20 protein-coding genes are annotated in these 21,139 nt (G+C 64.4%); 8 read left to right on the forward strand and 12 right to left on the reverse strand.

The window, feature by feature from the left end:
- Positions 1 to 95 precede the first annotated feature (95 nt).
- The 4 genes from H7C86_RS00405 to H7C86_RS00420 form a co-directional block, all read right to left on the reverse strand.
- A complete protein-coding gene (locus H7C86_RS00405) occupies positions 96 to 812 on the reverse strand; it encodes a LuxR family transcriptional regulator (RefSeq protein ID WP_182260914.1) in 717 nt (238 codons plus the stop codon).
- A gap of 26 nt (positions 813 to 838) precedes the next feature.
- Positions 839 to 2,272 carry an amidase gene (locus H7C86_RS00410; protein WP_019744590.1) on the reverse strand — a complete coding sequence of 478 codons (1,434 nt, stop codon included), beginning with the start codon at positions 2,270 to 2,272 and terminating at the stop codon, positions 839 to 841.
- 152 nt (positions 2,273 to 2,424) lie between these two features.
- Entirely contained in the window at positions 2,425 to 3,732 is a 1,308-nt protein-coding gene (glyA, locus tag H7C86_RS00415) for a serine hydroxymethyltransferase (RefSeq protein ID WP_003945195.1), read from the reverse strand.
- Positions 3,733 to 3,808: 76 nt separating this feature from the next.
- A complete protein-coding gene (locus tag H7C86_RS00420) occupies positions 3,809 to 5,005 on the reverse strand; it encodes a DUF885 domain-containing protein (RefSeq protein WP_182260915.1) in 1,197 nt (398 codons plus the stop codon).
- A 172-nt stretch (positions 5,006 to 5,177) separates the two neighbouring features.
- On the opposite strand from H7C86_RS00420, the gene coaA reads away from it, so the two are divergent.
- Complete coding sequence (gene coaA / locus H7C86_RS00425; protein WP_003945270.1) at positions 5,178 to 6,110, forward strand: type I pantothenate kinase; 933 nt, start codon at positions 5,178 to 5,180, stop codon at positions 6,108 to 6,110.
- 6 nt (positions 6,111 to 6,116) lie between these two features.
- Here coaA and H7C86_RS00430 read toward each other — a convergent pair whose 3' ends face one another.
- On the reverse strand, positions 6,117 to 6,884 hold the full coding sequence (locus H7C86_RS00430; protein ID WP_003945211.1) for an isoprenyl transferase: 768 nt from the start codon (positions 6,882 to 6,884) through the stop codon (positions 6,117 to 6,119).
- Positions 6,885 to 7,056: 172 nt separating this feature from the next.
- On the opposite strand from H7C86_RS00430, the gene H7C86_RS00435 reads away from it, so the two are divergent.
- Positions 7,057 to 7,725 carry a hemolysin III family protein gene (locus tag H7C86_RS00435; protein ID WP_182260916.1) on the forward strand — a complete coding sequence of 223 codons (669 nt, stop codon included), beginning with the start codon at positions 7,057 to 7,059 and terminating at the stop codon, positions 7,723 to 7,725.
- Here H7C86_RS00435 and H7C86_RS00440 read toward each other — a convergent pair.
- The 3 genes from H7C86_RS00440 to mca are packed head-to-tail and all read right to left on the reverse strand — an operon-like array spanning position 7,692 to position 10,928.
- Positions 7,692 to 9,719, reverse strand: coding sequence for a thioredoxin domain-containing protein (locus H7C86_RS00440; RefSeq protein WP_182260917.1), 2,028 nt, complete (start codon positions 9,717 to 9,719; stop codon positions 7,692 to 7,694). The two genes, H7C86_RS00435 and H7C86_RS00440, sit on opposite strands and share 34 nt — an antisense overlap.
- Positions 9,720 to 9,738: 19 nt before the next feature.
- Positions 9,739 to 10,053, reverse strand: a complete 315-nt coding sequence (locus H7C86_RS00445; RefSeq protein WP_007726381.1) for a hypothetical protein — start codon at positions 10,051 to 10,053, stop codon at positions 9,739 to 9,741.
- Positions 10,050 to 10,928, reverse strand: a complete 879-nt coding sequence (gene mca / locus H7C86_RS00450) for a mycothiol conjugate amidase Mca (protein ID WP_020908526.1) — start codon at positions 10,926 to 10,928, stop codon at positions 10,050 to 10,052. The genes H7C86_RS00445 and mca overlap by 4 nt, the downstream gene beginning before the upstream one ends.
- Before the next feature lie 303 nt (positions 10,929 to 11,231).
- Here mca and H7C86_RS00455 point away from each other — a divergent pair, with 303 nt between their 5' ends.
- On the forward strand, positions 11,232 to 11,657 hold the full coding sequence (locus tag H7C86_RS00455) for a DUF4307 domain-containing protein (RefSeq protein ID WP_020970262.1): 426 nt from the start codon (positions 11,232 to 11,234) through the stop codon (positions 11,655 to 11,657).
- A gap of 227 nt (positions 11,658 to 11,884) precedes the next feature.
- Positions 11,885 to 12,379, forward strand: coding sequence for a transcription elongation factor GreA (gene greA / locus H7C86_RS00460; protein WP_007726385.1), 495 nt, complete (start codon positions 11,885 to 11,887; stop codon positions 12,377 to 12,379).
- An 86-nt stretch (positions 12,380 to 12,465) separates the two neighbouring features.
- Here the strand turns inward: greA and H7C86_RS00465 are convergent, their stop codons facing one another.
- Entirely contained in the window at positions 12,466 to 13,566 is a 1,101-nt protein-coding gene (locus H7C86_RS00465) for a bifunctional lysozyme/C40 family peptidase (protein WP_051636488.1), read from the reverse strand.
- A 205-nt stretch (positions 13,567 to 13,771) separates the two neighbouring features.
- Here H7C86_RS00465 and H7C86_RS00470 point away from each other — a divergent pair, with 205 nt between their 5' ends.
- A complete protein-coding gene (locus tag H7C86_RS00470; RefSeq protein ID WP_153211881.1) occupies positions 13,772 to 14,017 on the forward strand; it encodes a hypothetical protein in 246 nt (81 codons plus the stop codon).
- Positions 14,014 to 14,808, forward strand: coding sequence for an FAD:protein FMN transferase (locus H7C86_RS00475; RefSeq protein ID WP_060939517.1), 795 nt, complete (start codon positions 14,014 to 14,016; stop codon positions 14,806 to 14,808). The genes H7C86_RS00470 and H7C86_RS00475 overlap by 4 nt, the downstream gene beginning before the upstream one ends.
- Positions 14,809 to 14,814: 6 nt before the next feature.
- On the opposite strand, the gene ilvA is transcribed toward H7C86_RS00475, so the two are convergent.
- From ilvA to H7C86_RS00490, 3 genes are all read right to left on the reverse strand, one after another.
- On the reverse strand, positions 14,815 to 15,978 hold the full coding sequence (gene ilvA, locus H7C86_RS00480) for a threonine ammonia-lyase (RefSeq protein ID WP_238077114.1): 1,164 nt from the start codon (positions 15,976 to 15,978) through the stop codon (positions 14,815 to 14,817).
- A gap of 135 nt (positions 15,979 to 16,113) precedes the next feature.
- On the reverse strand, positions 16,114 to 17,286 hold the full coding sequence (locus H7C86_RS00485) for a cystathionine gamma-synthase (protein ID WP_003943272.1): 1,173 nt from the start codon (positions 17,284 to 17,286) through the stop codon (positions 16,114 to 16,116).
- A gap of 44 nt (positions 17,287 to 17,330) precedes the next feature.
- The gene (locus H7C86_RS00490; RefSeq protein ID WP_003943292.1) at positions 17,331 to 18,716 is read right to left on the reverse strand and encodes a cystathionine beta-synthase; all 1,386 of its coding nucleotides are present in this window, start codon (positions 18,714 to 18,716) and stop codon (positions 17,331 to 17,333) included.
- A 71-nt stretch (positions 18,717 to 18,787) separates the two neighbouring features.
- Between H7C86_RS00490 and H7C86_RS00495 the strand changes: the two genes are divergently transcribed.
- Both H7C86_RS00495 and H7C86_RS00500 read left to right on the forward strand, forming a co-directional pair.
- On the forward strand, positions 18,788 to 19,759 hold the full coding sequence (locus H7C86_RS00495) for an SGNH/GDSL hydrolase family protein (protein WP_046378939.1): 972 nt from the start codon (positions 18,788 to 18,790) through the stop codon (positions 19,757 to 19,759).
- Between the two features lie 121 nt (positions 19,760 to 19,880).
- The gene (locus H7C86_RS00500) at positions 19,881 to 21,098 is read left to right on the forward strand and encodes an acetyl-CoA C-acetyltransferase (RefSeq protein ID WP_019744600.1); all 1,218 of its coding nucleotides are present in this window, start codon (positions 19,881 to 19,883) and stop codon (positions 21,096 to 21,098) included.
- Positions 21,099 to 21,139: the final 41 nt, after the last annotated feature.

The raw sequence follows: 21,139 nt of genomic DNA on the forward strand, positions 1-21,139 counted from the left end.
GACGGTACTGCGGATCGGACACTCGCGCCACGGAACGAGCCGCACATCTGGTGAACGCCAGGTAACAAAATGCCACTCGTGTGATTCAGCGTCACTCAGGACTCGATCAGACCCCACTTCGCGGCGCGCACCGCTGCCTGAACCCGCGAATTGGTTCCGGTCTTGACGAAGATGTTCTCGAGGTGGGTGGCGACGGTGCGACGGCTGACGAACAACTCCTCGGCGATCTCGACATTGCCCGCGCCCCTGGCCACCAATTGCAGTACTTGGATCTCCCGTGGGCTCAGATGGACATGATCGAGCGCCACCTGGTCCCCCACGACGCGCGAGCAGGCCGCGCTGGACGCCGCCACCACCTCGCGCACGCGATCGACGACGCCGGAATCCGCGAAGCTCATGTGCAGCAATCCGGTCACCTCACGGCCGGAGAACCCCAATGCGACCGACGCGCCCTCGGCGTACCCGGACGGCCGCAGCACATCGGTAACCATCTCGACCTGCTCGAATCGTGGCACGTCCTGCCAAAACACTGGCACGCCCGAAGCCTCGCGAATGATGCCGAAGAGATTGCGATCGGCGACGAAGTCGTCGAGCAGGAACTCGAGCACCCTGGCGTCGTATCCGGAGCTCGCCAGAGCCCGATGCCGTCCGCTCGACGGGTCTCGGTACGTGACCGCCGCAGCCGAGTACGCGAGTCCACGTGTTCGAAGTTCTTCGGCGCACAGGCCGAGAATGCCGTACGCCCCGGCCGCCGGCGATCGCGACGCGAACATGTCAGGTCCAGCGCCGCGATCAGGCAGTACAGACGTCATCACACCAATCTAGCCAATCGTGTGAGCTAGGCCACCACCAGTGAATCGGCCGGCTTCCTGTCCGCCCACGGACGCACCGCTTCGAAGTTCGCGGCAGTCCGCAGAACCAGTGCGTCCTGGCGGTGGCGTGCGGCGATCTGCAGCCCCACCGGTCGACCGTCGGCGGTGAATCCAGCTGGCACGGTGATCGCGGGGTTGTTGAGCATGTTGTACGGGTAGGTGAAGAGCCAATCGAGCAACTGCTCACGCAACGACGCACCTTCGAGCCACGACGGCGCGAACTGACTGAGCGGGAACGTGGCCGAAGCCAAGGTCGGCGAGACCAACACGTCGTAGTCGTTCATGAACGTGGTCCACGTGTCCCACATGACGCCGCGGAATGCGTCGGCCCGCCCGACGTCGACACCGGTGAGCCGCTCGGCCTCGTGCATGATCTCGATCAGGTTGTCGTCGACCTCGCCGCGCTGGTTCTCCCAGTCGAGCAAGTCGTATTCGGAAGCGAAACCGGGAACCCAGATGCCGTTCCACATCGACTCCGACGGATTTCCCCACTGCGGGGTCGCCTCGGTGATCTGGGCACCCAATTCCTCGAATGCCGCCAGCGCGTCGAGGCACACCGCCAGCACCTCCGGATCAACATGGCCGAGGCCGAGATTCGTCGACCACGCGACGCGAAGCCCCTTCACGTCGCCCTTCGCCGCTTCGACGTACGAGGTCTCCGCACGCTCGATCGAGAGCGGATCCGCATTGTCCGGCCCGGCCATGATGTCGAGCATCAGCGCGTTGTCGGCGACGGTCCTGGTGATCGGACCGTGGTACGCCCAGTTGTAGAACCGCCCGGCCAGAATGGTCTGCGGAATGACGCCGGTGGTCGGTTTGAGCCCGACGACCCCGCAGAGCGCCGACGGGATACGCACCGATCCGGCGCCGTCACTGCCCTCGGCCAGTGGCCCGAGGCCTGCAGCCACGGCAGCCGACGCACCGCCACTGGACCCGCCCGCGCTGTTGCCGAGCTTCCACGGGTTGTGCGTCGGCCCGTACAGGTGGTTGTCCGTGCCACCGTAGTAACCGCTTTCGGGAGTGTTCGTCTTTCCCAGGAACAGTCCGCCGGCGCCGCGCAGCCTGTCCACGACGACGGCATTTCCCGTCGCGATGTTGTCGGCCATCGGCTTCATCCCGAACGTGGTCGGCAGCCCGTCGACTGCCGTCAGATCTTTGATCGTGAATGGAACGCCGTGCAGCGGGCCGAGTTTCTCGCCCGATTCCTGTTGCCGTGAGAGTTCGGCCGCGTCGCGCGTGACCTGCTCGCGATCGAACTGCACTATCGCGTTGATCGACGGATTGACGGCGTCGACGCGCTGGATCATCGCTTCGGCAATCTCGTTGGGCGAGAGACTGTTCGACGCGACCGACGCCGCCATCTCGGTAGCGGAGAGCCAATGCAGATTCTGTTCGGTCATGGGGTTTCCTTCGCCGGAGGGGTGATGCTCTCAGGCTAGGAAGCGCCGAACTCGGCCACCATCGGTCATGTGACCGATGCCACAATCCGCGACTGGCAAAAAACCAGCGGCCCGGCCCCTCGAAAGGGACCGGGCCGTCGGTGAAGGAATACCTAGACGTTCTTGCTGAGCAGGCCCCAGTTCTCGAGACCGTCGTACAGCGGAAGGTCGAGGGCGAGCTTGGCGACGCGCGCACGCAGCGCCGGCAGATCCGCGTTGCCGGCCAGAGCGGTACCGATGATGTCGGCGACCTCGGTGAACTCGGCATCGCCGAATCCGCGGGTGGCCAACGCTGCGGTACCGATACGCAGACCGGAGGTGGTCATCGGCGGGCGGGGATCGAACGGAACAGCGTTGCGGTTGACCGTGATGCCGATTTCGTGCAGAAGGTCCTCACCCTGCTGGCCGTCGAGCTGCGAGTTACGCAGGTCCACGAGAACGAGGTGGACGTCTGTGCCGCCGGTCAGGACACTGATGCCCTGGTCTGCGACGTCCTTGTTGCCCAGACGCTCGGCAAGGATGCGCGCACCGGAAAGGGTGCGTGCCTGACGATCCTTGAACTCTTCACCGGCAGCGATCTTGAAGGTGACTGCCTTGGCCGCGATGGCGTGCATGAGCGGTCCACCCTGCTGACCCGGGAAGACAGCGGAGTTGAGCTTCTTGGCCCACTCCTTCTTCGCCAGGATCAGGCCGGAACGCGGTCCACCGAGTGTCTTGTGGACGGTCGAGGAGACGACATCCGCGTACGGGACGGGCGACGGGTGCAGGCCTGCGGCAACCAGTCCGGCGAAGTGAGCCATGTCCACCCACAGGTACGCCCCGACCTCGTCGGCGATCGCACGGAACGCCGCGAAGTCCTGCTGACGCGGGTACGCGGACCAACCGGCAACGATGACCTTCGGCTTCTCGGCGAGGGCGATCGAGCGCACCTCGTCCATGTCGATGCGGTGATCTTCCTTGCTGACGCCGTAGGACGCGACGTCGTACAACTTGCCGGAGAAGTTCAGCTTCATGCCGTGCGTGAGGTGACCACCGTGTGCAAGGTCGAGGCCGAGCAGCTTCTCACCCGGGTTCATCAGTGCCATCAGAACAGCAGCGTTGGCCTGTGCGCCCGAGTGCGGCTGAACATTCGCGAACTCTGCACCGAAGAGTTCCTTCGCACGGTTGCGCGCCAGATCCTCGATGACGTCGACGTGCTCGCAACCGCCGTAGTAACGACGTCCCGGGTAGCCCTCGGCGTACTTGTTGGTCAGGACGCTGCCCTGAGCCTGCAGAACCGAGCGGGGAACGAAGTTCTCCGACGCGATCATCTCGAGCGTGTCGCGCTGACGAGCCAATTCACCAGCCATCGCCTCGGCGACTTCGGGGTCGAGTTCGGCGAGTGATGCAGAGTTGACGTCGGAGCCGGGCACAGCGGTCATCGAGGAATCTCCAAGCTGGATGCGGAAACGAATGCGTCCAGTCTACGAAGTTCGCTCCCGCCGTCTCCACCCGGCACTAGGCAGCACGCAGAGAGCTGGGGACCAGCGGCTCGTCGAGCAGCCTGCGGAAGCGTTCGGTGCGCTCTGCGCCCACCGGCACCTCGTCCAGCCAGCCCCCGAGCAGCCGGTATCCCTCGACATACGTGCTGGTGTACGCCCGCCACAGCGGTGAAGACAGGAACTTGAGCGATTGGCGAGCGCGTTCCGGCGTCGACAGCGACCACCGTTCGAGGAACAGTGCCACGTCGTCGAGGCTGCGCCCCTCGTCGTGCAACATCAGAGCGGCATCCTGACGAACACTCAGCAGTTGCCCCGAGGCGGCGGAGAGCCGTTGCGCCTTTTCCCCGTCGAAAGACAAGCCGAGATCGGCGTAGATGTCCTGCGCCCACAAGCCCCACTCCGGACCCACGATCGCTTCCAGCGCCAGATCTGCGAGGCCTTCGGCCATGATGCACTGCGGCGTGTTGACCAGGAACAGTGTCTGCTCGAGCTGACCCGAACCGACCAGACCGGCTTCCTTACGGCAATGCTCGGTGTGATGGCCGGCGTAGGACTCGTGCGCGATCAGCCGCGGCAGGTTGGCCATGAACTGCGGCAGATCCGAATTGATCGCAACCTTGGAGCGGTAGTCACCGAGGTAGTAGTTGAAGCCGGACCACGGCTTGTCCCCCACCACTTCGTATTCGACGGTTTCCGACGCCGGAAGCCCGAACGTGCCGCGGACCAGATCGCGCAGCGCACTCGACATTGCCTCGACGCACTCGTTCAGTCTCGCCGCGGGGATCTCGTCGGCCTTGCGATGCGCCTGCACTCGCTGCGCCAGCGGTCCCGGACCGGGCAGAACTTCACCCATCAACCGGTGCGCGTCGCTGTAGGCGTCCTCGTTTCCCTTTTCGATTCGTACGTCGAAGTACGCCTCCACCTCGTCCACGAAGCCGATGTCCTCACCCGCGAACTTGCGCCCGGAGCATTCCAGGGCGCGAAGGTGAACGTCGATGAAGTGAGCGCGCTCGGCATTCAGACCACTTCCGGCCAGCTCGCCCCGCAATTCACGTGCCGTGCGGGCAAGTTCACGCGGATCGGGCTTCGGGGCGCTCTCGATCTGCTTACGCAGCGCCGGGTCACCGGTGAACGCGTCGACGAACCCGTCTTCGAGACGGTCGAAACCCAGTCCGAGCAGCAGATATTGGCGAACAAGTGTGTCTGGATCCATAACGACCGAGCCTAGCCGCTCGCTCCGGAATGCCACCCGGCGAAAGTCCCGGACGTGGCACCGAGCACAATCCGACTATGCACTCGGATCGTGCGCACACGCGCCTGGCTTGCTCGCATAGCTGTTTCGTCCGCCGGGCCCCGGGTTCACTACATGCCGGTGAGCTGGGCTGATGGCGCGCACCAACGAATCGAGTCCCTACGTCGAGTTCGACCGCAAGCAGTGGCGGACACTGCGTAAGTCGACGCCGCTGGTGTTGACCGAGGACGAGTTGTACGGCTTGCGTGGTCTCGGCGAGCAGATCGATCTCGAAGAAGTTGCCGAGGTTTATCTCCCCCTCGCACGTCTGATCCACCTGCAGGTGGCGGCACGCCAACGGCTGTTCGCGGCCACCGCGACGTTCCTCGGTGAGAAGCATCCCGATCGTCAGGTGCCCTTCGTCATCGGTGTCGCCGGTTCGGTCGCGGTCGGAAAATCCACGACTGCTCGTGTGCTGCAAGCTCTCCTGGCCCGCTGGGACCACCATCCACGCGTCGACCTCGTCACCACGGACGGATTCCTCTATCCGACCAGGGAACTCCAGCGTCGGGGCATCATGCACCGCAAGGGTTTTCCCGAAAGCTACGATCGCCGCAAGCTGTTGCGCTTCGTCACCGAAGTCAAGTCCGGGGCGGAAGAGGTAGCGGCGCCGGTCTATTCGCATACGTCGTACGACATCATCCCGGGCCAGTACCACCTGATCCGCCAGCCTGACATCCTCATCATCGAGGGCCTCAACGTCCTGCAGACCGGCCCGCGTCTGATGGTTTCCGATCTGTTCGACTTCTCGATCTACGTCGACGCCCGCATCGAGGACATCGAAGCCTGGTACATCCAGCGGTTCCTCGCGCTACGCAACACGTCGTTCGCCGATCCGAACGCTCACTTTCACCACTACTCCGGCCTCTCCGACCGTGACGCGACCATCGCGGCGAAGGAGATCTGGAACTCGATCAATCACCCGAACCTGGTGGAGAACATTCTCCCCACCCGCCCCCGCGCAACCCTGGTACTGCGCAAGGACGCCGATCACACGATCAACCGGCTGCGCCTGCGCAAGCTCTGAGACGGCTCAGGCGCCGAACCGGCGGTGGCGCGCCGCGTAGTCACGCAAGGCTCGAAGAAAGTCGACTCGACGGAACTCGGGCCAGTACGCCTCGGTGAACCAGATCTCCGAATAAGCGCTCTGCCACAACAAGAATCCGGAGAGCCGCTGCTCGCCGGAGGTGCGGATCACCAGATCCGGATCGGGCTGTCCCGACGTGTACAGATGACCGTCGATGCCGTCGACCGTGACGGCCTGGATCAGTTCGTCTCCGCTCAGACCCGCACCGATCTTGTCGCGCAGGAGCGACTGGACGGCGTCGGCGATCTCCTGACGTCCGCCGTATCCGATCGCGACGTTGACATGTGTCCCGGTTCGGCCACTGGTCCCCGCCGCCGCTTCCCGCAAGCGCCTGGACTGCTCGGGGGGCAGAAGATCGAGAGCACCGACGATCTGCACACTCCAGTTCTTGCCGGGCCCGGAGATCTCTTCGACGACGTCGGTGATGATTTCGAGGAGCGTGTCGAGCTCTTCCGGCTCGCGGCGCAGGTTCTCGGTCGAGAGCAGGTAGATGGTTGCCATCTCGATTCCGGCGGCGTCGCACCACTCGAGCAATTCGGCAATTTTGAGCGCGCCCATGCGGTGCCCGTGACTGACATCGGTGAAGCCGTTCTCGCGAGCCCATCGCCGGTTTCCGTCACACATCACGGCTACGTGCCGTGGGTGCGCGAGACCGTCGAGATGACTGAGGAGCCGTCGCTCGTAGATGCTGTACAGCAGTCCGCGCAGATTCACCGTGACATCACCATGGTGTCAAAGACTACGCCCGGCAGTGACAGCCACATGCGAGCGCCGTCACGCTTTTTGTACGCGTCGAAAACCCGCAGGTAGGTTATGCTACTGGTGCGTAACCTACGGTACCGTAGGTTACGTAGTTCGCAACAGCACGGAACGAGAGGGGTTGCACATGACGGCATTCGGGCTCGACGAGCTTCCGGTCAAACCACGCATGCGCGGTTGGATCCATCTGTGGGCGCTCGGTGTCTCCGTCGTCGCGGACATCGTTCTCGTCTCCGTAGCCGGCGCTCAGGTGGGCGCCAAGGCGGCTTGGGCAACCGCGATCTACAGCATCACGATCTGCGGCCTGTTCGGCATCAGCGCGACGTATCACCGCATCCAGTGGCAGACCGTCAAGGGCCGTACGTGGATGAAGCGTGCTGACCATTCGATGATCTTTCTCTTCATCGCCGGCAGCTACACACCGTTCGCCATGCTCGGCCTTCCCACCCACACCGGCAAGATCATTCTTGCGATCGTGTGGGCAGGTGCACTGGCCGGCGTTGCCCTCAAGATGCTCTGGCCCACCGCGCCGAAATGGGTAGGGGTACCGCTCTACCTTCTCCTCGGCTGGGCGATCGTTCCCGTGGTCGGTGAACTGACACACCAGGTCGGTGTGGCGCCGATGGTGCTGCTGCTCGTCGGCGGAATCTTCTACAGCGTCGGCGCAATTCTGTACGCGACAAAATGGCCCAACCCGTGGCCGACGACGTTCGGGCATCACGAGTTCTTCCACGCTGCCACTGTCATCGCAGCGATCTGCCACTACATCGCGGTATGGCTCGTCGTGTTCAACTGATTCGCCAGTTCCACCACCGTCGTCACCGGCCGATCACACACGAATCCCCGACAGATGTACGCGGCTTCACCGTCGTCGACAAGGGGTCGATCTGCAAGCAGCGGTGAAGAATCCGGCGCTCCGCCGACAACCACTGCTCCACCCGGGGCAAGCCGGCGGGCATCGGCCAACAGCGAACCTTCCCCGACGACGGCCACCTGTATCGGACCACGCAACGACGCTTCCGCCACTGTGAGCCAGTGTCCCGCCGACCGAGGCGCACGCTCGAGCGGCAGCGTGGCCCTCGCCAGCGCGTCCGCCGCGGCCTGGGCGTAACGAGAGGATCGATCGGCATCGGTCAACGCCGCCGCGGTCAACAGAGCCTCGGCGACGCTCGACGCACCGGACGGCGTCGCGCCGTCCAACGGGTCTCGGGGCCGTGTGACGAGGGACTCCGCGAAATCGGCCGTGTCGAACCAGCTTCCCGGCTCGGCCGGATCGGCGAAGTGGTCGAGCGTGACGTCGAGCAACTGCTGCGCCGCATCGAGCCACCGCGCGAATCCCGTTGCCTGGTAGAGAGCCAGGAGGCCGGTGGCCAACATTGCGTAATCCTCGAGCACTCCCGTCGGGGCGCCGACAGCCCCGCCGAGGGAAGCGCGACGCAAATGGCCGTCTGCCAGGTGAAGGTCGAGAAGAGCGCCAGCGCACTCGGCCGCCGCCGCGATCCAGTCGGGTCGGTCCAGGGCAAGTCCCGCTTCCGTCAAAGCCGTGACGGTCAACCCGTTCCAGGCCGTCACCACTTTGTCGTCGCGGCCAGGCTGTGGACGCTGAGCCCGGGCGGCGCGTAGAGCGTCGGAGACCGTCTGCCAGCGCGACCAGTCGTCGGGGTCACGGAGCAATTGCAATACCGACGCACCCTCTTCGAAGGTTCCGGTATCGGTGACCCGGAACAAGTCCGCCGCCCACTGCCCGTCCTCCGCACCGAGTACCTCGACCAGCTGCGTCGGCGTCCATACGTACGTGAGGCCTTCGACGCCGTCGGTGTCGGCATCGAGAGCCGAAGCGAAGCAACCGTTCTCGGTCAGCAGATCGGAGAGCAAAAATCCTGCGGTCTCCCTGGCTACGCGGGTGGCCAGGTCCGATCCGGTTCGCCGCGCCAAGTGCGCGTAGAACCGCAGGAGCAACGCATTGTCGTAGAGCATCTTCTCGAAGTGCGGAACCACCCACTCGGCATCGACCGAGTAGCGCGAGAATCCCCCGCCCAACTGGTCGTAGATACCGCCGCGTGCCATTGCTTCGGCGGTGCGCTCGATACCGCCGAGGATCTCGCCCGAACCCGTTCGCTCGAACTGTCGGAGCAGCCCCTCCAGTAGTGCCGACGGTGGAAACTTCGGTGCCCCACCGAATCCCCCGCGCGGGATGTCCTCGTCACCGAGGATCGATCGACCCGCCGCGTTCAGCAGTTCGGCGTCGACAGGCGCTCCGCCGTACGGAATTCCGCCAGACGCGCGCTGAAGTTCCGTGACGATCGACTGCGCCGCGTTGTCGACCTCGTCGCGCCGATTCGTGAAGGTGTCGACTATCGCTTCGAGAAGCTGTGTGAACGACGGCATTCCGCCGCGAGGCGTCGGCGGGTAATACGTGCCGCAGTAGAACGGTGAACCGTCGGGAGTCAGAAAACAGGTCATGGGCCAGCCGCCCTGACCGGTCATCGCGACCGTCGCATTCATGTAGACGGCGTCGATGTCGGGACGTTCTTCGCGGTCCACCTTCACACAGACGAAGTTCGCGTTCATGACGGCCGCGATCTCGTCGTTCTCGAACGACTCGTGCGCCATGACGTGGCACCAGTGGCACGCCGAGTATCCGATCGAGAGAAGGATCGGCACGTTGCGCTCGCGCGCCCACTCCATCGCCTCTTCGCCCCACTGTTGCCAGTGGACCGGATTGTCGGCGTGCTGACGCAGGTAGGGGCTCGAGGACCCACCCAGGTTGTTCCGCAGCCGTGGGTCCATCGTCGCTACCTCGTTCGTCTCAGGATTCTTGCTTCGGCTTCTTCTCGGTAGAGACGTTCGGTTCCGCCGGGCTCGGAGCTGTGATCGCTCCCCGGTCGGTGCCTTCGTCTGCCTGCTGATCGAGTTCGGGATGATCCGGTTCGAACGTTTCCGGCAGCTTCTTGAGCTGGCGGTTCATCGACCGGACCAAGAGGATCACACCGATGAGCAGCGCAAGAATCACCAGCAGGCCGACCGGAGACGACTTTCCGAACTCCGGACCGGATGGGTTACTCGGGGTCTGAGCAAGAAATTGTGTGGTGCCGAGAACTACCTCGGCGGACAGAGCATTCACTTCTGAGCGTCCTCTTCGAGACCTGCGAACAGGTCGGTTTCCGGAATGGACGTGGTGACCCGCGTCTTGGCGAGCTCGAATTCCTCGGTGGGCCAGATCTTCTGCTGAATATCGAGCGGCACAGCGAAGAACGAACCGTTGGGATCGATCTGCGTCGCGTGCGCACGCAGAGCGTCGTCGCGCTGGGGAAAGTAGTCGCCGCAAGTGACCTGAGTGGTCACCCGAACCATCATGTCGCCGCGCTCGGTCTTCCACTTCTTGAGCCAGTCCGCCATCGGGAACGGCTCACCGCGACGCTCGTACTCCTCCTGGAAGAGTTCGAGGCGCTTACGGATGAATCCGTGCGAGTAGTAGACTTTCTTGATTTCCCACGGCTGACCGTCCTCGGGGAAGTACTCGGGATCGGCAGCGGCCTCGTAGGCAGCCATCGACACCTCGTGGCACCGGATGTGGTCCGGGTGCGGGTATCCGCCGTTCTCGTCGTACGTCGTGACGACGTGGGGACGGAACTCGCGAATCACCTTGACCAGAGCGCGCGTCGACTCTTCGAGCGGAACGAGGGCGAAGCACCCTTCGGGCAGCGGCGGAAGAGGATCACCCTCGGGGAGCCCGGAATCGACGAAACCGAGCCAGCGCTGCTTCACGCCCAGGATGCGAGCGGCCTCGGCCATCTCCTCCTGGCGAACTTCGCTGATTCGATCGCGGACACCGGGAACGTCCATGGCCGGGTTGAGAATGTCGCCACGCTCACCCCCGGTGAGCGTCAGGACCATCACTTCGTGGCCTTCGGCTGCATAACGGGCGGTGGTGGCCGCACCCTTGCTCGACTCGTCGTCGGGATGGGCATGGACGGCCATGAGCCGGAATCCGCTCACGTGTTCGTTCACCTCAACTTCACCTGTAGCCGTTGCCGGCAGTTCACTTGTAGCCGTCACCGGCAGTTCACCTGTAGCCGTCACCGGCAGTCTTCGAGTCACACGCTGTGCACCGCTCGGATTACTCCGGGTGGTTGCCGTCAAACGTACCGACTGCCGACAAACCTACCGACGGCGCGACGGGACACGTCCTCTATAGTTCCACCCGAGAGTTCCTGGCGCAGCCGTGACCCCTTCGGTAATTCGGCGGGACACAGTCAGTTGCTGCACGACACGTGAACTCGAGCCTTCGAGAGCAGAGTGATGAGCAAACCGCTTCCCCAAGATCGGTACCCGAGCACAACTCGCACGGGCAGTCCCCGCAAGTGGATGGTGTGGGCTCTGACCGCGCTCGTCATCGTCGTAGGCGGCGGAATCGCGTACTACGCGTACGGAAAATTTGCGGTCAAGGAAATCGAGACCGAGACCATCTCGTTCGACATCGCCAACGACTCCACGGTGAAGATCCGCTTCACCGTCACACGCGACGACTCGTCACGTGACGCGATGTGCATCGTGCGCGCTCGCTCGAAGGACGGATCCGAAACCGGACGACGTGAGGTCTACGTCCCGTCCTCCGAGCATCAGACCCTCGAGTTCAACACCGAGGTCAAGACGTCCCAGCCGCCAGGCATGGCCGACGTCTACGGCTGTAGCTTCGACGTTCCAGAGTACCTGACCAAGAGCTGACCTCGGAACGCATCCACCCTGCCGGACGTTTGGCGCCGGACAGGGCGGGTAGTCATGCGTGATAGAATTGCCCGATACACGGTTCCGGGTGGAACCGTGTATTGCTGCATTGACGCAAGGTTTGACGGCAAGGTTGCATCCCTGGTGGTGCTTCCGAGTCGTTGTTCGCTGCTGTTGCAGCGATCGTCGAGGGAGCCCCCGGCTCCGACTACTAGGGAGTGATCGAGATGACCGAGACCCAGGTGACCTGGCTTACCCAGGAATCACATGACAGGCTCAAGAACGAACTCGACCAGCTCATCGCCAATCGCCCGGTCATCGCCGCCGAGATCAACGAGCGTCGCGAAGAGGGTGACCTGAAAGAGAACGGCGGCTACCACGCTGCCCGCGAAGAGCAGGGTCAGCAGGAAGCCCGCATTCGCCAGCTCCAGGAGCTGCTGAACAGCGCAAAGGTCGGCGAGGCCCCCACTCAGTCCGGTGTTGCACTGCCCGGATCCGTAGTCAAGGTCTACTACGACGGCGACGAGAGTGACACCGAGACGTTCCTCATCGCTACCCGCGAAGAAGGCGCACGTGACGCCAAGCTCGAGGTCTACTCCCCGAACTCACCGCTGGGCGGCGCGCTGCTCGAAGCCAAGGTCGGCGACACGCGTGAGTACAACCTGCCCAACGGCAGCACCATGAAGGTCACGCTGCTGAGCGCGGAGCCTTACCACAGCTGATCGGCTGTACCAGCTCTGAAAAGAAGCGCCACCCGACTCGGTCGGGTGGCGCTTCTTGCTCTGTCGGCGTTGCAGTTCCGGCCCACTCACACCACGCGGCGAGCCTTCATGCCTGCGAAGATCGGGCCGACCTTCACCACGTCACCGAATGTGGGTGCGTGAAGCATCTGTCCGTTCCCGACATAGATCGCCACATGGCCGGGACCGCCTGCCTGCCAGTTGCCGAACAACAGGTCACCGGGCTGCGCCTGATCCAGCGGGACCTCGACGCCGACGCCCCACTGTGTCTCCGAGGTCCGGGGCAGCGTCACTCCGGTGGCCGCGTGGATCGCGTACGACGTCAGACCCGAGCAGTCGAACCCGCCCATCGAGGGCCCGTTGATGTTTCCGCCGCCCCACACGTACGGCAATCCGAGAAACTTCAGACCGGCCTCGACGACGCCGCCAACGGCGGCGGCGAGGTTGTTGTAGTCGAAGGGTGCGAGCATCAGAGCGAACGAGTCCTGCAACGATTTGATCTGTGCGACAAACGGAGCGGCGACCGCCTGCTCCGCGGGAACCTCGCCCGCCTTGTCGGCGGGGACGCCGCCCGCTTCACGAACTGCGTCCGGCCCGACGTCGTAGGCAGCGAGCGCGAGGTCGACGGTATCGCCCTCGACCTCACCGGACTTCTGCCAGGACTGCGCTTGCTTCACGAGATCGCACAACCGGTATCCGGTTGTCATCACCGGATCGGCAACGCCCAGGATGTCCATCTTTCCGTCGCCGTCACCGTCCTTGCCGTATGCCGTCCACGCTGCGGTGGTGAAGCGGCCAGGCCCGCGCCCACCTTCCGGTGAGATGTCGGTATCGGGTCCGTACTTGAATCCGTTCTCGACCGAGTACAGCGAAGCGATCACCGCGGGCGTGATCTCCGAGCACAGAGCACCGGCCTTCTTGATCCACGGCGCGAACACCGCCACCGCTCCAACGGGCGCCAATGTCGCTCCCGGAAAGTTGGAGGGTACGGAAGGCACGATTCCCTCAGGTGTGTCCTGAGTTCGTGCCGGTCCGTTCCAGGCTGCAAGTGAGACTGCAGCATTCGAAGACTCGTTCTTCTCGACTTGTGCGGGCGCTCCGAGAGTTCCACTCATCACGCCCAGTGCGGTGCCGATCGACACAGCGATCGCCAGGACACCGACTGCCATCCGAACCTCCGATAAACCTCTGAAAATCTACGTACGTGGTCGTACCCGAAACTTGTCGGTGCGAACATCTACCCTTTCGAACATGCATTCGACACGGCTCAGTCTCGCGACTCCTGTAACCAATGTCTCATTTATCTCGGTGGGCGTTACGCAAATGACTACAGACACCAAGGCTTTTCTCAGGTTCGGCGTGCAAGCTGAGTGCATGAGCGACGATCGGCCACGACCCGCCCGGGGACGCACTACGGTGTATCGACCCGTTCGCCTCGCCCTCGCAGCCACGGCTGTGGCGGGAGCGCTCGCAAGCGGCGGACTTTCACTCGTTTCTTCTCCCACTGCCACGGCACTCGCGCCGGACACCTCGGCTTCTCACACCAAGAATCCCGTAGCGAAGCGGCCCGTCGTGGTCGCCGGATTCGGAACCCCGGACGCCGTCTCCAACGGTTCGTGAGCACTCCGCGCTCGGCCTCCGAGTGGCTCACGTGGGGTGTGCAGGCCCGGGTTGTCGTCACCGACCCTGATGTCCTTCCCTCCGCGGCCAGCCTGGTTCGCGGATACCTCACCGCTGCCGACGCTGCCACCAATCGAGATCGTGCCGACTCCGAGATTCGTACCTATGTCAGCGCCGCGAGCAACGTCGACGGCGTCGCCGTGACTCCGATGTTCGCGCACTTCCTCGAAGACGCGTTGGCCGTCGCACGACTGACCGACGGCAAACTCACGCCGACGGCCGGGTCGGCAGACCCTCACTCCTGGTGGAAGATCCGCGTCGAGAACAACCGCGTGTACAGCCCGGACGACGTCGTTCTCGATCTGTCCGCGACGGCCCGCGCCAGTTCAGCGGACCACTGCGCGGCATCGACCGCCACGCTTCTCGGGTGCGGAGTACTGGTCGGCCTCGGCGGGGACATCGCGGTTGCCGGCCCGGCGCCGGAAGACGGCTGGCAGATTCAGGTTCAAGACCTGCCCGGCGACCCGACGTGCCAGGTAGCGCTTCCTTCCGACTGCGGGATCGCCACGGCCAGCACCGTCAAACCACTGCACCGCGAATCGACGGCGACGCCGATGTGGCGCACGGTGTCGGTGATTGCATCTTCCTGCGCCCAGGCCGCCGCATTCAGTCGGGTTGCGGTCGGCATGGGCGGTTCGGCCATCGACTGGCTACATCAACTCGACGTACCCGCCAGGCTGGTCGACCAGGAGTACCGCGTAACGGTTCTGGGCGGCTGGCCTGACGAGTAAGTCGCGTCAGTTCTGCAGTCGTACGGCGTAGCCGGCACGGTCGAAGGCGGTGAGAAGTTCCGCCTTGTTGTCCGGACCCCGCGTCTCGACGGTGAGGAAGACTTCCACTTCGTCGAGCGCGAGTTCGCCACCGGTACGGGAATGGATGACGTCGACCACGCTGGCGCCGTTCGCTCGAACCACTTCGAGCAACGAGACCAGTGCGCCCGGCCGATCGTCGATGGTGATGTGAACGCCGAGGAACCGTCCGGCCGCTCGCAGACCGTGCGAGATGACGTGCGTGAGAAGCAGCGGATCGATGTTGCCGCCGGAAAGCACGGCGCACACCGGCCCTGTCAGTCCCAGCTCCTCCGGAGAGCAGGTCATCAAGGCCGCAACGGCCGCAACGCCGGCCGGTTCGACGATGAGCTTGGCGCGTTCGAGGCACAGCAGGAGCGCTTTGGACAGCGCTTCCTCGCTGACCGTCACCACGGCATCGACATGGGCGGCAACTTCGGCGAACGGAACCTCGCCCGGGCAGCCAACGGCGATACCGTCTGCCATCGTGGACATCGACGCCAAGGCGGTCGGCTTCCCGGCTGCCAACGACGCCGGCCAGGCAGCCGCGGTCTCGGCCTGCACTCCGACGATGCGGACCTGCGGGCGTACAGCTTTGACTGCTGCGGCCACTCCGGCGATCAACCCGCCGCCGCCGGTGGGGACGAGGATAGTGCCGACCTCAGGCAGTTGCTCGAGGATTTCGAGCCCCACAGTCCCCTGCCCCGCCACGACGTCCTCGTGATCGAACGGGTGGACCAGAACCGCTCCGGTCCGGTCCGCGAATTCGCGAGCGGCCACGAGCGCGTCGTCGACAGTCGAACCGTGCAGGTGGACCTGAGCTCCATATGCCTTGGTGGCCACCAACTTCGGCAGCGGCGCACCCGTCGGCATGAAGACGGTCGACTTGATTCCCAGTTCTGTTGCAGACCAGGCAACTCCCTGCGCATGGTTACCGGCACTGGCCGCCACCACGCCCGCTGCCCGTTCCTCTGCGGAAAGATTGGCAATGCGGTTGTACGCACCGCGCGGTTTGAAAGAGCCGGTGCGCTGCAGGTTTTCACATTTCAAGCTCACGGCGAAGCCGGTGGTTTCGGACAACACTCGCGAGGCCACGACCGGGGTGCGTCGCATGACCGGGGCGAGCAGTTGCTGTGCAGCCTTTATCTGTTCGAGATTCACGCATGCCTCCAGAAAGTGCGCCTCCACACCCTCGTGAGGTGTGAAGGCGCACTGCAGATTCGAAGTCGAATTACTGTAGAGCGACGATCAGGACAGCGCTTGCTCGATGTCGCCGACCAGGTCGGAAGCGTCTTCGATGCCGACCGACAGGCGAACCAGATCGTCGGGAACCTCGAGAGCGGAACCGGCCGTCGAGGCGTGGGTCATCGCGCCGGGGAACTCGATGAGGGATTCGACGCCGCCGAGAGATTCTGCCAGCGTGAAGATCTCGGTGCGCGAGCACAGGTCGAGAGCTGCCGCCTTGCCGCCCTTGAGGCGGACGGAGATCATGCCGCCGAAGCGTCGCATCTGCTTGGCCGCGACCTTGTGCGACGGATGCGAAGCCAGGCCCGGGTAGATGACGCCGGCAACCGCGGGGTGGCCGTCGAGCAATTCGACGACCTTCTCCGCATTGTCACTGTGACGCTCCATGCGCAGCGCCAGTGTCTTGATTCCGCGCAACGTCAGGAACGCGTCGAACGGGCCGGGAACGCCGCCGGATCCGTTCTGCAGGAAGGCAAACGCGGTGTCCAGTTCTTCGTCGTTGCAGACGAGAGCGCCACCGACCACGTCGGAGTGTCCGCCGATGTACTTGGTCGTGGAGTGCAGCGCGATGTCGGCACCGAGCTGCAGCGGCTGCTGCAGGTACGGCGACGCGAAGGTGTTGTCCACCACGATCTTTGCGTTGCCCTCGTGGGCGACCTCGGCAAGGAGCTCGATGTCACCGATATTGAGCAGCGGGTTCGTGGGCGTCTCGACCCAGACCAGCTTGGTGTTGGACTTCATCGCCGCGCGCACCGCATCGACGTCGGACACCGGAGCCGGGGTGTACTCGATCCCCCACTGCGTGAACACCTTGTCGATGAGACGGAAGGTTCCGCCGTACGCGTCGTCGGGGATGACCAGGTGATCGCCCGGTCGAAGTACCGAACGGAGCAGGCAGTCGGTGGCCGCCATTCCCGAACTGAACGCTCGGCCGTAGGTTCCGGATTCGAGCGCGGCAAGGTTCGCCTCGAGCGGGCGACGGGTGGGGTTGCCCGTTCGTGCGTACTCGAAGCCACTGCGCATTCCACCGACGCCGTCTTGGGCGAAGGTGGAACTTGCGTAGATCGGCACGTTGACCGCACCGGTCAGCGGATCGGGTTCGTAACCCGCATGCACCGCTTTCGTGGAGAAACCCTGCCAGCTGATGTTGTCGGCCTTGCTGCGTTGCTCACTCATGGTCCCCAGCCTAATGGCGCCGGCACCGGCGCAGGAATCCGTACTCAGGAATCCGAACTCAGGAAACCCAGGAGATCGTGGCGCGTGATGACACCGACCGGCTTGCCGTCGTCGACGACCATGAGTGCGTCGGTGTCACCGAGCGCCTTCGTGGCAGCCGAGACCGGCTCGCCGGAACCGATGAGCGGGAACGGCTTGCTCATGTGCTTCTCGACGGAATCCGCAAGGTGCGCACGGCCTTCGAATACCGCGCTCAGCAGATCTCGCTCGGACACGCTTCCGGCGACCTCGCCTGCCATGACCGGCGGTTCTGCACCGACGACGGGCATCTGGGACACGCCGTACTCGCGCAGGATCTCGATCGCGTCGCGCAGAGTCTCCGACGGGTGAGTGTGAACGAGGTCCGGCAGCTCGCCCGACTTCCCGCGCAGGACATCGCCGACGGTGGGGACGTTGGTCTTGCCGTCGAGTGGGGTGCGCAGGAATCCGTACGACGCCATCCACTGATCGTTGAAGATCTTGGACAGGTAGCCGCGGCCGCCGTCCGGGAGGAGGACGACGATCAGAGCGTCGGGGCCTTCGCGCTTGGCTACTTCGAGGGCAGCGACGACGGCCATACCGCAGGAACCGCCGACCAGCAGTCCCTCTTCGCGGGCGAGGCGACGCGTCATCTCGAAGGAATCGGCATCCGAGACGGCGATGATCTCGTCCGGGATGGACGGGTCGTATGCCGACGGCCAGAAGTCTTCGCCGACGCCTTCGACCAGGTACGGGCGACCGGTGCCACCGGAGTAGACGGAGCCTTCGGGGTCTGCGCCGATGACCTTGACCTTGCCGCCCGAAACTTCCTTGAGGTAGCGGCCGGTGCCGGTGATGGTGCCGCCGGTGCCGACGCCCGCGACGAAGTGCGTGATCTTGCCGTCGGTGTCGGCCCAGATCTCGGGACCGGTGGTCTCGTAGTGGCTCTCCGGTCCGCCCGGGTTGGAGTACTGGTTGGGCTTCCAGGCGCCGGGGATCTCACGGGTGAGGCGGTCGGAGACGCTGTAGTAGCTGTTCGGGTTGTCCGGTGCGACGGCCGTGGGGCACACGACCACCTCGGCGCCGTAGGCACGCAGGACGTTGCGCTTGTCTTCGCTGACCTTGTCTGGGCAGACGAAAACGCACTTGTATCCACGCTTTTGCGCCACGAGTGCCAAGCCGATTCCGGTGTTGCCCGAAGTCGGCTCGACGATGGTGCCGCCAGGCTTCAGTTCACCCGAAGCCTCGGCTGCGTCGATCATCTTGACGGCGATGCGGTCCTTGGAGCTACCGCCAGGGTTGAGGTATTCGACCTTGGCTGCCACCGTGCCGAAGTTTTCGCCCGTGACGGACGTGAGCTTGACGAGTGGGGTGTTGCCGATGAGGTCGACGACGTGTTCCGCGATGCGCATTCGTCCATGTTCCCAGATGAAAGAAAACGGTGCGCGCGGACGTCGGGCGAAGGTGGTGCAATCCGGCTAGATTGGCAAGTGTGAGTCGAACCGGACTGAAAGCGTCGGTGGCCACGGTGGTGGCCGGATCGAGTGCAGGCACGCTCTCCTGGTTGGGCTACAACTATCTGATGTCGCAGGCGGGGGCGGCCCGCGGGGTGATCGGTCGCAATATCGCCAAGCCACCCGAGGCGGACGGGGTGTACGCACCCGGCGCCGACAACCCGGAACTCTGGTGGCGGGCCGTGCCCTTCGATCTCCACTTGATGATCTTCGGCGATTCGTCTGCGGCCGGCGTCGGCGCGCTGACGGCGTCGGAAGTTCCGGGTGTGCAGGTCGCGAAGCTGCTTGCGAGTGAAACCGGGAAGCGAATCCGTTTGAGCACCAAGGCCATCGGCGGCGCCACCTCACGCGGGTTGAGTGGGCAGGTCGACGCCATGTTCGTCGCCGGCCCTCCCCCGGATGCTGCCGTGATCCTGATCGGCGCCAACGACGTCACGGCGAAGAACGCAATTCATGCTTCGGCAAAACGCCTCGGCGACGCGGTACGACGGCTACGCGAGAGTGGCGCCGTCGTTGTTGTCGGCACCTGCCCGGATCTGGGGGTGGTCACGGCTATCCCGCAACCACTGCGCTCCGTGGTGCGTGAATGGGGTCATCGTCTCGCGCTCGCCCAGGCGTCCGCGACCAGAAACGCCGGGGGTCATCCCGTTCCACTAGCCGACCTGCTGGCCAAGGAATTCCTGGCCTCGCCCGACACGATGTTCTCGGCTGATCGTTTCCACCCGTCGGCGGCCGGCTACGAACTCGCGGCGAAGCAGATCGTCCCGGTTCTCGCGTCGGCTCTGGGTGAGTGGCAGGGTGGCCCGCTACCCGAACTCCCCCATGTCTCGGAGGCGGCGCAAGCTCGCACCGTCGCGGCCCGACTGACGGCAGCGGCAACCCAGTGGAAAGCCTTCGCGAGACGCACCAAACCCGCAGTTCAGCGCCCCGACGTCAACTGAGTGAGACTGCGTGACCACCATCTGGGAGCGGCAACGTAAATTGTAAGTCGAAGCTGCATTCAACTTGCCCTGCTCGACGGCGTTTCAAGCCGCCCACGAGCAGTACACAAAAGGAGTTTTCATGCCCGAGGCAGTAATCGTCTCAGCAGTACGGTCGCCCATCGGCCGCGCAATGAAGGGTTCGCTCAAGGACATCCGCCCGGATGACCTCGCAACTCAGATGGTTGCCGCCGCGTTGGCAAAGATCCCCGAGCTCGACCCCACCGAGATCGACGACCTCATGCTCGGTTGCGGCCAGCCCGCCGGCCAGTCGGGCTTCAACATCGCCCGCGTCGTCGCCGTTCAGCTCGGCTACGACTTCCTCCCCGGTGTGACGGTCAACCGTTACTGTTCCTCCTCGCTGCAGACCACCCGGATGGCACTGCACGCCATCCGCGCAGGCGAGGGCGACGTCTTCATCTCCGCCGGCGTCGAGTCCGTCTCCAGCTTCATCACGGGCAACGCCGACGGCCTACCCAACACCAAGAACCCGCTCTTCGACGCAGCGCAGGCTCGTAGCGCCAAGCTCGCCGAGGGTGGAGTCGCCTGGACCGATCCTCGCGAAGAAGGCCTGATCCCCGACGTGTACCTGGGCATGGGCCAGACCGCCGAGAACGTCGCTTCGGCCACCGGCATCACCCGCGAAGACCAGGACCGCTGGGCAGTTCGCAGCCAGAACCGCGCCGAGGAAGCCATCGCTCGCGGCTTCTTCGAGCGTGAGATCACGCCCGTCACCCTCGCCGACGGCACCGTCGTCTCCAAGGACGACGGCCCCCGCGCCGGCACCACCTACGAGGGCATCAGCGGCCTCAAGCCCGTCTTCCGCCCCGACGGCACCGTCACCGCCGGCAACGCCTGCCCACTCAACGACGGCGCAGCCGCACTGGTGATCATGTCCGACACCAAGGCGAAGGCACTCGGCCTGACCCCGCTCGCTCGCATCGTCTCCACCGGCGTCTCGGGCCTGTCCCCCGAGATCATGGGCCTCGGCCCGATCCAGGCCGTCAAGAACGCCCTGAAGATCGCCGGCAAGTCGATCTCCGACATCGACCTGTTCGAGATCAACGAGGCATTCGCCGTGCAGGTCCTCGGATCCGCTCGCGAACTAGGCATCGAAGAGGACAAGCTCAACATCTCCGGTGGCGCGATCGCCCTGGGTCACCCCTTCGGTATGACGGGTGCCCGCATCACCAACACCCTGATCAACAACCTGCAGGAGCAGGACAAGACCTTCGGCGTCGAGACCATGTGTGTCGGCGGCGGACAGGGCATGGCAATGGTGATCGAGCGCCTCAGCTGATCCCCTGAGCACGTCGAAAGCGGCCGCCCGGCTTCTGCCGG

This window comes from Rhodococcus sp. UFZ-B548 (genome assembly GCF_903819475.1).
GTDB classification, from domain to species: Bacteria; Actinomycetota; Actinomycetes; order Mycobacteriales; family Mycobacteriaceae; genus Rhodococcus_F; species Rhodococcus_F erythropolis.

Coding starts and splice junctions, on each gene's coding strand:
- H7C86_RS00405 (WP_182260914.1), bottom strand. CDS start 812: ATGACGTCTGTACTGCCTGATCGCGGCGCTGGACCTGACATGTTCGCG.
- H7C86_RS00410 (WP_019744590.1), bottom strand. CDS start 2,272: ATGACCGAACAGAATCTGCATTGGCTCTCCGCTACCGAGATGGCGGCG.
- glyA (WP_003945195.1), bottom strand. CDS start 3,732: ATGACCGCTGTGCCCGGCTCCGACGTCAACTCTGCATCACTCGCCGAA.
- H7C86_RS00420 (WP_182260915.1), bottom strand. CDS start 5,005: ATGGATCCAGACACACTTGTTCGCCAATATCTGCTGCTCGGACTGGGT.
- coaA (WP_003945270.1), top strand. CDS start 5,178: ATGGCGCGCACCAACGAATCGAGTCCCTACGTCGAGTTCGACCGCAAG.
- H7C86_RS00435 (WP_182260916.1), top strand. CDS start 7,057: ATGACGGCATTCGGGCTCGACGAGCTTCCGGTCAAACCACGCATGCGC.
- H7C86_RS00440 (WP_182260917.1), bottom strand. CDS start 9,719: ATGGACCCACGGCTGCGGAACAACCTGGGTGGGTCCTCGAGCCCCTAC.
- H7C86_RS00455 (WP_020970262.1), top strand. CDS start 11,232: ATGAGCAAACCGCTTCCCCAAGATCGGTACCCGAGCACAACTCGCACG.
- greA (WP_007726385.1), top strand. CDS start 11,885: ATGACCGAGACCCAGGTGACCTGGCTTACCCAGGAATCACATGACAGG.
- H7C86_RS00465 (WP_051636488.1), bottom strand. CDS start 13,566: ATGGCAGTCGGTGTCCTGGCGATCGCTGTGTCGATCGGCACCGCACTG.
- H7C86_RS00470 (WP_153211881.1), top strand. CDS start 13,772: ATGAGCGACGATCGGCCACGACCCGCCCGGGGACGCACTACGGTGTAT.
- ilvA (WP_238077114.1), bottom strand. CDS start 15,978: ATGCGACGCACCCCGGTCGTGGCCTCGCGAGTGTTGTCCGAAACCACC.
- H7C86_RS00485 (WP_003943272.1), bottom strand. CDS start 17,286: ATGAGTGAGCAACGCAGCAAGGCCGACAACATCAGCTGGCAGGGTTTC.
- H7C86_RS00490 (WP_003943292.1), bottom strand. CDS start 18,716: ATGCGCATCGCGGAACACGTCGTCGACCTCATCGGCAACACCCCACTC.
- H7C86_RS00500 (WP_019744600.1), top strand. CDS start 19,881: ATGCCCGAGGCAGTAATCGTCTCAGCAGTACGGTCGCCCATCGGCCGC.